Source organism: Mesorhizobium sp. ORS 3428, assembly GCF_001854785.1.
GTDB lineage: Bacteria > Pseudomonadota > Alphaproteobacteria > Rhizobiales > Rhizobiaceae > Mesorhizobium.
The window spans coordinates 1-12827 of sequence record NZ_MDFL01000189.1 but is presented as its reverse complement, the minus strand read 5'-3'; the positions used below and the strand labels follow the sequence as shown (position 1 = coordinate 12827).

Annotated in this window: 12 protein-coding genes; 1 reads left to right on the top strand and 11 read right to left on the bottom strand. The window is 58.6% G+C overall.

Going from position 1 to position 12827, the window contains the following annotated elements; all coding sequences use genetic code 11:
- From ORS3428_RS30890 to ORS3428_RS30855, 8 genes are all read right to left on the bottom strand, one after another.
- The coding region (locus ORS3428_RS30890) for an NAD(P)/FAD-dependent oxidoreductase (protein WP_131802978.1) at nucleotides 1-987 on the bottom strand (987 nt) is incomplete at its 3' end.
- Between the two features lie 11 nt (nucleotides 988-998).
- Nucleotides 999-2012, bottom strand: coding sequence for an alcohol dehydrogenase catalytic domain-containing protein (locus ORS3428_RS30885; protein ID WP_131802977.1), 1014 nt, complete (start codon nucleotides 2010-2012; stop codon nucleotides 999-1001).
- A gap of 2 nt (nucleotides 2013-2014) precedes the next feature.
- Nucleotides 2015-3526, bottom strand: a complete 1512-nt coding sequence (locus ORS3428_RS30880; RefSeq protein WP_071102050.1) for an aldehyde dehydrogenase — start codon at nucleotides 3524-3526, stop codon at nucleotides 2015-2017.
- 14 nt (nucleotides 3527-3540) lie between these two features.
- On the bottom strand, nucleotides 3541-4293 hold the full coding sequence (locus ORS3428_RS30875; protein ID WP_201788356.1) for a class II aldolase/adducin family protein: 753 nt from the start codon (nucleotides 4291-4293) through the stop codon (nucleotides 3541-3543).
- 39 nt (nucleotides 4294-4332) lie between these two features.
- Nucleotides 4333-5217, bottom strand: a complete 885-nt coding sequence (locus tag ORS3428_RS30870) for a dihydrodipicolinate synthase family protein (RefSeq protein ID WP_071102049.1) — start codon at nucleotides 5215-5217, stop codon at nucleotides 4333-4335.
- Nucleotides 5218-5250: 33 nt separating this feature from the next.
- Nucleotides 5251-6648 carry an NAD(P)/FAD-dependent oxidoreductase gene (locus ORS3428_RS30865; RefSeq protein ID WP_201788355.1) on the bottom strand — a complete coding sequence of 466 codons (1398 nt, stop codon included), beginning with the start codon at nucleotides 6646-6648 and terminating at the stop codon, nucleotides 5251-5253.
- An 855-nt stretch (nucleotides 6649-7503) separates the two neighbouring features.
- A complete protein-coding gene (locus ORS3428_RS30860; RefSeq protein WP_108723233.1) occupies nucleotides 7504-8859 on the bottom strand; it encodes a Glu/Leu/Phe/Val family dehydrogenase in 1356 nt (451 codons plus the stop codon).
- A 109-nt stretch (nucleotides 8860-8968) separates the two neighbouring features.
- On the bottom strand, nucleotides 8969-9391 hold the full coding sequence (locus ORS3428_RS30855; protein ID WP_244508161.1) for a UPF0262 family protein: 423 nt from the start codon (nucleotides 9389-9391) through the stop codon (nucleotides 8969-8971).
- Between ORS3428_RS30855 and ORS3428_RS34175 the strand changes: the two genes are divergently transcribed.
- Nucleotides 9320-9472, top strand: a complete 153-nt coding sequence (locus ORS3428_RS34175; protein WP_244508162.1) for a hypothetical protein — start codon at nucleotides 9320-9322, stop codon at nucleotides 9470-9472. The two genes, ORS3428_RS30855 and ORS3428_RS34175, sit on opposite strands and share 72 nt — an antisense overlap.
- Before the next feature lie 997 nt (nucleotides 9473-10469).
- On the opposite strand, the gene ORS3428_RS30850 is transcribed toward ORS3428_RS34175, so the two are convergent.
- The 3 genes from ORS3428_RS30850 to ORS3428_RS30840 all read right to left on the bottom strand — a co-directional run.
- Nucleotides 10470-11732 carry an NAD(P)/FAD-dependent oxidoreductase gene (locus tag ORS3428_RS30850; protein ID WP_071102047.1) on the bottom strand — a complete coding sequence of 421 codons (1263 nt, stop codon included), beginning with the start codon at nucleotides 11730-11732 and terminating at the stop codon, nucleotides 10470-10472.
- Nucleotides 11733-11795: 63 nt separating this feature from the next.
- On the bottom strand, nucleotides 11796-12119 hold the full coding sequence (locus tag ORS3428_RS30845; protein WP_071102052.1) for a 2Fe-2S iron-sulfur cluster-binding protein: 324 nt from the start codon (nucleotides 12117-12119) through the stop codon (nucleotides 11796-11798).
- Nucleotides 12120-12178: 59 nt separating this feature from the next.
- Nucleotides 12179-12827, bottom strand: a 649-nt coding sequence (locus ORS3428_RS30840; protein ID WP_131802976.1) for a sterol desaturase family protein, incomplete at its 5' end; no start/stop codon positions are given.

The window sequence follows — 12827 nt, the reverse complement described above, 5'->3', positions numbered from 1 at the left end:
CTGATTGTCGGTGGTGAAGCTCTCGGGGCCGTTGAAAAAGGTCGAGATGCCGATCTTCTCCAGGACCGGATACCTGGTCATGGCTCTCTCGAGATACTTCTCGAAATGCTCGAGCTCATATGGCAGGTGGCCGAAGCTGAAATCAGCAGGCACCTTGGACATCGGCAGCGGATTTGCGTTGTCCTCGAAGAAGCCGATCAGGAGCTTGCCTGCCTCCTCCTTGAAATAGACGCCGTGGTCCAAATCCCGCATGATGGGCAGCTTGCTAGGCAAACCCGCGACAGGTTCCGTCACCACATAGTAGTGTTCGCAGGCGAACAGCGGCAGCACCACTCCAACCTGCTTAGCCAGATCACGCGACCACATACCGCCCGTGAGCACCACCTTCCTTGCGCGGATCGTGCCTTGGTTGGTCTCTACGCCCGTCACCTTGCCGCCGTCGCTCAGGATCCTGGTGACGGTCACGCCTTCGCGCACGGTCGCGCCGTTCATGCGCGCACCCTTGACCAGCGCCATGGTGACATCGATCGGGTTGGTCTGGCCGTCTTTCGGCAAATGCAGCCCGCCAACCAGATCGCTGGTGTCGATGCCGGGATAAAGTTCTCCCAGAGTTTTTGGCCCGACCACCTCGACCTCGACGCCAAAAACGCGTGCCATTTCGGCGGTGCGCGTCAATTCCTCAAGCCGTGCCGAGGTCTGTGCAAGTGAGATCGACCCGTTCCGCTTGTACCCCGTTGCCTGACCGGTCTCCGCTTCGAGTTCCTGGTAGAGGCGGTGCGAATAGGCGCCGAGCTGGGTCATGTTCTTGGTGGGCCAAAGCGTGCCGACCAGGCCTGCTGCATGCCAGGTGGTGCCRCATGTCAGCCGGTCGCGCTCCAACAAGAGAACATCGGACACCCCGCGCTTGGCCAGGTGGTAGGCGATCGAGGCGCCGCCGATGCCGCCGCCGATGATGACGACCTGTACTTCTTCGGGAAGAGTGGACATGTTGCTCTCGTTCAAGGTTTCAGCGCGACGTGAAACAGCCCGCCGGAATGGTCTACGCTGTGTTCCATCGCAGCCAGGATTTGATCGGTGTTGAAGATATCAGCGCGGAAAGGTGACAGATCGATCGTGCCCGCAGCGATAAGTGCCAGCACGTCTGCGGCCAGTCGGTGCGGGAACCAGAACGAGCCCACCACCCTGTTGCTGTTGCGCATCAACAGGCTGGTGTTGAAGGCGGCCCGCGCAGTCAGGGCGCCGACAAACACGATACTTCCGAAGCGACGCAGGCGCTCTGACAGGGCCACCGATGTCAAAGCGTTGTCGCCGCCGGCGCAGTCGAGGACGAAGTCGACGGGCGATCGATCGTCCGGCTCTTCGACCACGATGCGACTGTCCAGACCAGCGAGCTGCTGCAGAACCGAAGTTCTGCGTCCCACAAGGCGAACTTGGCCCGCTCCGATGGCCAGGGCGATGACAGCAGCAGACGTGCCCAGCAAGCCCGCTGCGCCGTTGATTGCAACGACCTCGCCCGGCTTGAAGTCCCCTCGCCTGAAGCCGGCCAACGCCGTTGCGAACCATCCAAGCCGACATAGAATTTCGGGCGGCGTGCGTACGTTGGCAGGGATGGGTGTAAAGCAATGTTCCGGCCCAACGAACTCCTCCGCGAAGGTGCCATTCGGCCACTTGGCGAGATGCCGGCTTGCTGCGGGCGCCAGCCCGAAGCAGCCGATGAACCCATGATCGGCCTCGGGCCCAGGGCCTTCGATATACATGTCGCAATAGACTGCCTGACCGCGACGCAATGGGCAGACCGGATCGGCTGTTTCCTCAACGACGCCAACCGCGCACTGCCCGGGAGTGAAAGGCCGCGGTGGTGTCTGCCAGCTGCCTGAGGGCAGATGCTCGAAATAGGGCGGCAAGAATGCAGCCTGGATCCGGACACGCACGGCGCCCGCAGGCAATGCTGGACGCTCTATCTCCTCCGAGACGAACTGCCTGTTTCCTTCGACGACTCGAACGGCCTTCATTTCTACGCTCCAGGCCGGGCCGGCGGCGCCAGATTCATCCACACCGTCTTCAGTTCAGTGTACTGCTCATGCGCCTCCAAGCCGTTGTCGCGCCCGCCGAAACCGGACTGCTTGAAGCCGCCGAACGGGGTAGAGATTTCGCCCTCGGAGTAGCAGTTTACCGAGACGGTACCTGCATTGAGGCGACGTGACAGCTTGTGAGCCTTGCCCACGTCTGTTGTGTAAAGCGACGCGGTGAGACCATACTCGGTGTCGTTGGCCAATTCGATCGCGTGCTCGTCGTCACGCGCTTCGGTGATGGTCAGCACCGGTCCAAAGATTTCCTCGCGATAGATGGTCATCTCGGGCGTGACCCGATCGAACACCGTCGCCTCGATGAAATAGCCTGGCCGATCGAGTTGGTTGCCGCCGCAGGCGAGCGTCGCGCCCTCGGCACGCCCCTTCTCAAGGTAATTCTTGATGGTGTTGCAGTGGCTTCCACCCACTACTGGGCCGAGTTGGGTGGACGGCTCCAGAGGATCGCCCAGTTTCCAGTTCCTGCAAGCAGCGACGATTTTTTCGGTCAATTCTTCCTTGATGGCCCGATGCACGATCAGGCGGCTGTTGGAGGCGCAGTTCTGGCCCATATTGGTCAAAATTGAGAAGGCCTGCTGCTCGGCCACAAAGTCGAGGTTTGGCGCGTCGGCCAGCACGACTGCGGGGTTCTTTCCGCCCAGCTCCAGCACGATCCGCTTCAGGTTCGAGCGCCGGGAGTAGTCGAGGAACATCCGCCCGACCTCGGTGGAACCGGTGAAGGAAATGATCCGGACGTCGCGATGAAGACCGAGCGCCTCGCCAACCTCACGCGACCCGGTGACGACGTTCAGGACACCCGCCGGGAGCCCCGCCTCGACCGCCAACTCGGCCATGCGCAGTGCGGTGATCGTGGTCATCTGCGACGGCTTCAGCACCACCGAGTTGCCGGTCGCCAATGCCGGACCGATCTTCCAGCCGGCCATCAGCATCGGAAAGTTCCACGGAAGCACGAGGCCGACCACACCCAGCGGCTCGCGTACGATCATGCCGAGTGCATTGCTGTCCGTCGACGCGATCCTGGAGAACAGCTTGTCCTGRGCTTCGGCGTGCCAAGCAATGGTGCTTGCCGTGAACGGCACGTCGACCGTCATGCAATCCGTGATCGGCTTGCCCGAATCGAGGCTTTCCAGAACCGCGAGTTCCTGCAGGTTCTTGTTGATCAGCTCGGCAAAACGCAGCAGGACGGCTTTGCGTTCGGACGGGTGTTTCTGCGACCACACCCCGGACTCAAACGTGGCCTTGGCGACCGCGACCGCGGCATCCACATCCGAGGGGCTGCAGCTCTCGATTTCCGCAAGAACTTCGCCGTTTGCCGGGTTGATGCTCTTGAATGATCTTGCCGCCGAGGCGTTGCGGTACTCGCCATCGATAAAGGGGCGTGAAGGCAGCCTTAACGCAGCAGCGATCGACAGGGCATCAGCACGAGTAAAAATTGTCATGGAAGTTCCAATTCTCAGGCAGCGRCGGGCGGCTGCAGCCGGTAGCCCGGTTCTTCCTTGTCAAGGATCGAGACGAGAGCGCGAAAGTGCMCTTCGGAGAACCCTTGGTAATCCCGCCACTGCCGCGCCGTCTTAGCGGCTACTTCATGCGGCAGGCGCTTGACTTGTTTGCCGGTTGAATGCGCGAGCACAAGGTTCATGCAGGCCCGCTCGAGGTGATAGAGCGTATCAAAGGCATCTGCCACACTGCGGCCCACCACCATCACCCCCTGCCCACCAAGAAGCATGACGTCCTTGTCACCGAGGAGACCGGCGACGCGCGCCGGTTCCTCGGGATCGACGAACATTCCGCCATAGTTTTTGGCGTAGGCCACGTTGCCATAGAACCGCGCCGAGTTCTGGCAGATCGGCAGGATCTCCGGATCTTCCTGGCAGCTCCAGGCTGTCGCGTAGGGCATGTGGGTGTGCATTATGCACCGCGCCCGCGGTACGTTGCGATGGAGGTATGAATGCAATTCCCACGCTGTGCGGTCGGGAGCGTCCCCACCTGTCGGTGTCTCGTCCGCCGAGGAACTGAGCAGGAGCAAATCTCGCGCCTTTATCTGCGAGAAATGCGCCATATTCGGGTTCATGAGAAACCGACCGCCCTCCTCATCGACCGCCACCGAGAAATGGTTCGCAGTCGCCTCGTGCAAGCCGAGGCGAGCGGTCCAACGAAACGCTGCGGCAAGGTCGTTACGCAAGCGAGCTTCTTGGCTGTTCATCATGGGGATTCCAAACTGACAGTGTCGTGCCGGCTCGTTTGACTAGGCTGCCCTCGCCAGTTGCAACGGCTTGAGAGCGGCTTCGATTTTCACCTCTTCGTCTGGGCCGACCTCGCAAACGGGCGCTCGAACAGTGCCGCCGTCAAAGCCCATCTGCCGCGATGCCGCCTTCACAGCCGGGATGTAGTCGTTCTGCCAGCAGTAGGCGACGATCGGGAACATCGACTGCCACAGCTTCAGGCCCTCGGCGTGGTTGCCGCTGTCAATAAGGTTGAAGAGCTGAACTGCCTCGCGCGGGAAGATATTGGCGCAGCCCCAAATCGTCCCTGCGGTACCCAGCATGAAAGAGAACGGTGCGTTCGGATCGGCACCGTTCAGGATGTTGCCGCCGCATGCCAACAGGGCCTGTTGCTTGCACAGGTCGCCTGAGCTGTCCTTAATAAAGTTGAAATTATCCAGTTGCAGCAAACGGGTATAGAGCTTGGGAGTGAGCTCGATTCCCGTCGCTCCCGGAATATTGTAGCCGATGACGTCGATCGACACTTCCTTGCAGACCGCCTCGTAGAAAGCGAAAATGCCATCATCATGCTTGGGCCCCTCGAAAAAGGGGGGCAGGATCATCAGCGCATCCACGCCGGCGTCTTGAGCGGCCTTGGAGCGGCGGATCACTTCCTGCAGGTTCAGCGCCGAGGTCTGCGCAGTAATCGCTGCACGTCCGTCGATCCGCTTCACCCCCGTTGCGAACAGCTTGTTGCATTCTTCCTCGGTGAGGTAGGCATGCTGGCCAGTGCCGGAACTGAGCACGAAACCATGCATCCCGGTTTCCAGATATTGGTCGAGCAGCCTGTCCCAGCGCGCGAAATCGATCGACCCGTCCTTATGGAAGGGGGTCTGCATCGCCAGGTTGATACCTCTCAAATTTGCCATGTTCTTTACTCCTGACCTTAATTTTAGCGACGCCTATACTTCCCGCCCGGCTCTCCACAGCCGGAACCTGGTCGAATAGCGGACACCGAGCGAAGTGATGAACTTTGGGTATGCCGGGCTTGGCCTCGCCTTGTTCCGCAGAATGCGGATGGACTTGCTGTCCTGACCGCAGGCGAGCTCGGCTACAGCCTTCCCGTAGATTGCGCCGCGCGAAACGCCGGTCCCGTTGCAGAAGCCAGCCCCGAAGACTCGGTCACTCAGCTTACCGAAAACAAAACCCCCGTTCTGGGCCAGGCTAAGAGCGCCGCCCCAGGTGTATTCGAAGCCGATCGAAGATATTTCAGGAAACCGGCGATCGAACGATTTTTGATGGCTGCGTCTGGCGCGGGCGATCTGAGTTGCCGTCGTATGGAAACCGTCGGCGTAGTCGTAGATGTTGCGTATAAATAGCCGGTTATCGACTGTCCGRCGAAYGGTGGTCCCAAAGCTTTCCGCAGGGATCAAGCCGAAGGTATTGCGACCGCCAATTCTGGCCACTTCCGCACCCGTCAAAGGCCGGGTCATGCTCGCATAGGTATAAACGGGGATAGCGCTCTTCTCGTAGAACCCAAACTCAGAGATGAACCCGTTGTTGGCAAGGATGATGTTCTTGGCATGGATCTCGCCGTTCGCCGTGCGCAGGACGTGGCGGGGGGAGCCGTAAACAACCTCCAGGATCGGCGTCTTTTCATATACTTTGGCGTTGTCTCCGAGATTGGCTGCGATGCCGCGGAGCAAGGCCGCCGGCTGCAGCAGAACAGTGCCGGGTGTGTGCAGGCCTTTCGTGTAGTACGAACTGCCAACCATCTCTCGCATCTGGTCGGCGTTATACCACTGATATTCTGCTCCGATGCGATCGAGTGCAAGAGCGAAGGTTCTAAGACAAGCCTCGCCTCTCGCCGTCACAGCTGAGTGCGTCTTTCCTTCAGGACTCCAATCGCATTTGATGCCATACCTTTCTACGGCATCCCGCAGATAGGCTATGCCCTCCAGATTAATGTCGCGCTCTTCGATATTGCCTTTTTCATCTTCGACAAAATTCGCGTTGCGGGGGTTGTGAGCAAGGTCGATCGCGTAGCCAGCGCAGCGCCCGCCCGCGTTGTTGCCAATTTCGACCGCATCAACCAGCAGAACCGAATCCTGGCGGCGAAGCTCTGCTATGCGCCTGGCCGCGTTAGTGCCGAACCATCCCCCACCCACTACAACCCAATCAGCGTCGACCCGACCAGACAGCGGCGCAGCGACGTTTACATCACGCAAATTCGCGAACCACCCGCTGACGGTCAACTCTGAGGGCAAGTTGCTGATTTTGACCGTCCTGGTGGACAGAGAGGAAGCAACTTGAGGGTTGGTCTCACCAGGAGCCATGGCAAAACGTTCTATGTCAAACATGGGTGACGCCCTTTGTCGCCCAGTGGCGGGCGTCTAGGTAGAGAAGGTTACCGTATAATCTTTTTCGTCATTTGGAGAGGTCAAAACTCAGGGCTTGCGCCTTCATTATTTTGCCGCTGCTATAGATAGAATTCATGCATCATCGGCGCGCTTCCCGTGCATTCCGACGAGCGACTGCAAATGAGCGGGCGCCGTCCCCGTCATCTAAAATGCGGTGTTCCCCGCGCCCTTTTCGGTGGAGGTCCTCAAACCGCAGCTATCGCGCGGTGCTGCTTCGGGAAGCTGATGAAATCGAAACCTTCGCCTGGCATCTGGGTCTGGCTCTCCTGTCAGGGTTCACACTTCGCCACGTTCCCTCCCCGTTCGCRCCACCCAATCCTGATGATCGACAGCAACACTGTCTGCTTAAGTGCCGCGCTTCAGTCCCTGAGCGCGGGAGCATGCCGAACGGTTGGCATGACCCATCCAGTCGCTGTTCGCGYCAATGACCAAACTCCTCGCCAGGAATGGATCGAGACTTTAAAGACGTGCCGTGATGAAGCGGGATCTCGGGGTTTCGTGCGTCTCGCCACGGCCGTCCAGGTCAGTTCGCCTTGACCGGTGCGATTGCCGCGCCAGCGCTCGGCCCAATTGCGGGGCCGACTACAGGCTCTGGAGAGCTTGTATCCAACCGCAACCCCTCCGCCCCAGTGCATCAATTGTTCGGCCGATCAAACGTTGAAGAAAAGACCTGCCGGCGGGAGGGTCGCGCCGGCAGGGTCAAGCCGCTCCAAGAATCACAACCGTCGAGACCGGACGGCCGCGGCTAGAATGATTCCCGAGCTCAAAGTCGTGATCAAAAACGTCGTCGCACTCTCAGATGCCTATAGCCTCATAGGCGGCAGCGATTCTTCGAATAGCGGCAATGTAAGCGGCTGTCCTGTAGTCGCCRAGTTCCGGCTGCGCCTCAAGAAGATCCGCAATATTGGACCAGGCGCTGCGCATTACGTCCTCAAGGCCGGAGCGAACTAGGTCAATTTCAGCGCCGCCCTCCAGAAATTCGTCGCGCATGTCGGCGGGGAATGTCTTGCCGGTCATGCGCTCAAGCGCTGTGGCAATGGTATGATTTCGCCGCTCGCGCCGGCGCCTCTCCATCAGCCCGAATGGTATGTGAGTCAGATTTTTCACCCATTCGAAATAACTCACTACGACACCGCCCGCATTAACGTAGAGATCGGGAAGGATTGTCGCGCCTCGAGAGCRCAGAATTCGGTCGGCCTGGAAAGTAACAGGGCCATTGGCAGCTTCAACAACGACATGGGCCTTTATGCGCTCGGCGTTTTCCACGTCGATGGCATTCTCCATAGCCGCGGGGATCAAGATATCGCATTCCTCCTCAATGCCGCTCGTGTCGCCCGCGAAGGACTTGGCACCCTCAAAACCCAGAATGCTACCGGTGCGCGATTGATGCTGCTTCAACGCTTCTATGCTAAGGCCGTTCCGGTTCCAAACAAAGCCGTCTCTTTCGGCAACCACTACAATGTGCGCTCCATCATCTTCGGAAAGAAACTTGGCGGAGTGGTAGCCTACATYGCCAAAGCCTTGGACAACGACACTAGCACCCTTCAGATCACGTCGCCCGCAGATCCCTCGGGTGCGTCGATCCCGGAGATAGCTTTGGATTGCGAACTGCACGCCCCGGCCTGTTGCCTCCGTCCGTCCGGCGATACCGCCCTTGGAGAGGGGCTTGCCGGTGACGCAAGCGCGCGCGTTCACGACATCGGTGGGATTTGCGCGGCGAAATTCATCGACCATCCAAGCCATCTCGCGCTCGCTGGTGCCTACGTCGGGCGCGGGCACGTTGAGACCGGGTCCGATCAGGCCACGTTTGTTTAACTCCTGGGTGAACCGACGCGTGATTCGTTCCAGTTCTTGTGGCGTCCACTCGCGCGGATCGATCTTGAGTGCGCCTTTTGAACCTCCGAAGGGCACATCAACCAGCGCRCATTTCAACGTCATCAGCGCCGCGAGCGCCTCCACCTCTTCAGCATCTGTATCCGGGGCGTAGCGAATGCCCCCTTTGACAGGCTCACAGTGCTCGCTATGCACCGAGCGCCATCCGACAAAGCTGTACATTCGGCCACGCAACCTCACTCCGAAGCGCACGGTATAAGTTGAGTTGCACTGTATGATTCGCTCGGCAAGCCCCTCGGGGAGGTCCAGAARGGCCATGGCGGATCGGAAGTTCAGATCGATACTCGCCAAAAAGCTCGACGCGGGATTCGGGGCCACGGCATTCATAACTGCTCCATTCATTGAGAGATCGCGTGCTTGCAGGTKATTAGCGTGCACCRCTCCCGCCCACTGYGGTTCCACCCTCGTACCGGCGGGGAGCGGGATTTCGCATAACGAGGACGTAGACCAGTATGAAAAGGTGTCTGGCAGTGTCGCTGTCGATAACCAACTTGTCGGCGAGGCGGCTCTTCAGGAGCTCGGCACCCTCGTCGTGAAGGGCGCAACGTCCTGCGTCAATCTTTGCTAGCGACGCAAGACTCGCACGCGGCATACTGTCATAATAATTTTGGCAGGTGCGCATATAATGCTTGAGAAAGCTACGCAAAGGAATGAGCGACATTCGATGCGTAACCACGTTTACATGCTTTTGCGTGGCGACCTGGAGAAGTAATTCATCATGATCAAGCGCAAGATGGAGCCGGTAAGGTCCGCGGTCGTGCCCAACCGGGATGAAAACATTGCTACGGATCATACCCGCGACGGCGAGGTCACGCTCCCGCTCGATGTGCTCGTTGCGGCTGAACGGGCCTCGAAGCGACACTTCACATAAAGAGGAACTCTGCTCTCCCACGCTGCCCAGCTTGAGCGGCATCGGGCCTAGCGCGAACCGCTCCGTAGTTGCGTTATCCGATGGTTCGCCCTTCAGTTGGTTATTGCCGTTTATGCTATCGTTTAGTTTCAAAGTGTGGTGGCCCTCATAATCGAAACCATCGGTGTAGCGGTAAGGGCGAGCGGACTTGCCAAGGACTTCCACGTGCTGGAGAWCACGCCGGATTTAGGCCAACATCTCGAACGGGGTAAGGGGGAAAAGAGACTGGGTCGGTATAGGCTGAATTTATATGAGACACCCCTCGTGCGTTCTTGCTGACGCTTCCGAGGCAGCAGAAACACTAGTCAGAGACTGTTTTCGAGTGCGCTGACATGCTCGGAAGCGGAGACCAGCAACATTGGCCGTCGCCCTGAAGCAGCGAAGAAGCCCGGACGGTGTCTGCCACAAGGGGGGGGAATCGCCTTTGACCTGCTGACGATTGAGGCTCGTGGCTTCGGTCTTAGCAGATCTGCATCAAGGAAAGCAGCCTATGAAGGTTGAGAGCGTTAGCGGCCCGCACTTCATTCCGCTACCATGCTGCGAACAGGATGCACGCGCTGCAAGAGGGAAGGACTTCAAAACCTGGCCCAGATTTTCTTTCACCCCATTCGGGATCCTTCGGCTCCCCTCCGGTCCTCTCCAGGCGAGCACGAATCCAGCCGAAAAGCTGCGGCAGAATTCCTGCCGAGACAATAGCGCTGACTGGCCAAGATCTGGCGCGGGAATAGCCGCTTCTGATCCCCCGGCGGAATGCCGAAACGGAAGCTGTGCCGACAAACGGCGTGACTVCTATCATCGGTCCGGCCTTTTCCTTGCTGGTTGGAGTGTTACGCTTTCGACCGACATGAAACTGCAGTCCGCACCAACAAGGCAATCGCCTGAGGAGCGACGTAGAAGGCTGTTTCTGCGACAAGGTTGCCAACAGTCCGACTCGAAATATCGCCAAACGTCACGGCAACTAACGCTGTGCATACGCAGTCAGGGCACTGGACGCTTGCGAGACTTTGGTTGTCTGCGACAGGAGGRTCTTAACCTCCCTAGAAGGATCCGCGACGTGCTCGGGCGCAACCGTCTGCCCAGCTTCTATAATCCGTTTGCCTACCATGTAGGCGCGAGGTTCGTTCATTGCATCGACAGCCAGGAGCCTGCTTYCCTTATAGTACCAGACCGAACGTGACTGCTCATGATCGCCCTGTCGCTGGATGATCTTGTCGTAGCCGGTGTTCAACCCCGCTATTTGCAGCTTGACGTCATACTGATCCGACCAAAACCAAGGCTTCGCCGCATAGCTTTGCGAAGCACCCAGCATGTTTCCGGCCACCAGTTCGGCATGATCGATTGCATTGCCAACGCTTTCGAGCCGGATGCGCCCGCCCTCATATGGAAAGGATGCGCACTCCCCGGCTGACCAAATGCTGGGGTCCGAAGTTCGTCCCTGGCGGTCGGTTCGGATGCCGTTTTCGATCTCAAGGCCTGCCTCTTCGGCGAGGCYGATTCTTGGAGCGACGCCAATGGCAACAATGACGAAATCAACTGGGATCTCCATACCATCGGCGAGCACTGCTCTGGAAACCCGGCCCGGTCCGGTCAGACGGTCAAGTCCGATATCCTCCAGAATCCTGACGCCATGATTGGAGTGCAGATCCCGGAAATAATCAGACGTTGGCGCGGCCGCGACGCGTTGGAGAATCCGAGGAGCCATCTCAACGAGAGTAAGTTCGAGCCCCAGTTTCACCCCCACAGCGGCGGCCTCAAGCCCCAGGTAGCCGCCCCCGACGATGAGCAGCTTCCGCCCGGACTGAAATTCGGCAGCCATCGCATTGATGTCGGCGAGCGTGCGGATCGTATACACGCCTTTCAAGTCACCGCCGGCCGTGGACGGTATCCGTCTGGGGCGGCAGCCCGTGGTGAGCGCCAGCTTGTCATAAGCAATTGACTTGGTGCCCACGCGTACAGTCTTGGTTGAGCGATCGACCAGGGTGACAGATGCGGCCAGTCTGAGATCAACTTCATGCTCTTTCCAGAAAGATGGCGCCCGCAGGTACAGGCGCTCAAGAGGCATTTCGCCCAGAAGGTAGCCTTTGGATAGAGGCGGCCGTTGATAAGGTGGCGTGGGCTCCTCCCCAATCAGCGTCACCGCCCCTTGGTAACCCAAGCTTCGCACCTTGGCTGCAAGCGATGCTCCGGCCTGTCCAGCACCGACAACTACAATGCCGACCATGAGGTACTCCTTCCGCTCATTGAGCCGATCTGCATATCTGTTCGACGGATCAGTTGAAGTGGTTCAAACCTGCTTTTCAGGCATGTGAATAACCAGCCCTTCCAAGGCCTCGTCCACCCTGATCTGGCAGGTCAGGCGCGAGCGCGAAGGATCCGGCTCGTAGGCGAAGTCCAGCATGTCTTGTTCCATCGCGTCCTTCGGCGGGAGCTTACCTACCCAGTCAGGATCGACATAGACGTGACAGGTAGCGCAGGAACAAGCTCCACCGCAATCCGCCTCAATACCCGGGATGCCGTTGTCTCGGGCTCCTTCCATGACCGTGGCGCCGCGAGGAACGTCCACAACATGCTCCCGGCCATTATGTTCAACGTAGGTGATCTTGATCATTTCGATCTTCCTGGACTTGTACTGCAGCAACTGACGAGCGGGCATCGCGTCTGGCGTATTTACTTCTTGCGCATTTCTTTCAAGCGGGCCCGAGTGCGGGCCGTGGCTTCTTCCGTGCCATCGTGGAAAGTGCCAAACCATTTATCGCACGGCACTTCAGGCTCACCGTAGTTGCACTCGAAATAGCGATGATGCAGTTGATGGAAGAAGTCCCCTACCTTCAGTCCAGCATCGCTGTCCTCTCCAGCGGTTAWGGCTTCATAGCCACCGTGTGAAGTAATAGCCAAAAGCACCTTGTTTTGTAGATGGAAGATGAAGTGTATCGGATGAGATGGGATGACCAAATGGATGAGGACAGAACTCAGATATATGATATGCTCGCCGGGGTGCATTGACATGCCAGACCACGGGCCGACATTCACGTTTCGGTGATGGATGGAATGGACCTTGTCATATATCGGCCCCCAATGCAGTAACCGGTGGATCCAGTAAAAGTGGAATACACCGTATAGGGGCAAAAGCAAAAACCACAGTACAAACCACACAGGATGTTCAGAAAATCTCAGCATCGGCGCGTATCCGTTGGCGCACGCCCAGAGGCCCAGAACTTCGTATGCCGTCCAAATCGTCGCCCCACTAGCGACCGACCAATAGACGTTGTCGAAGAACTGGCTATTGAATGTATATAGCGCGCTTTTTTTATGAAAT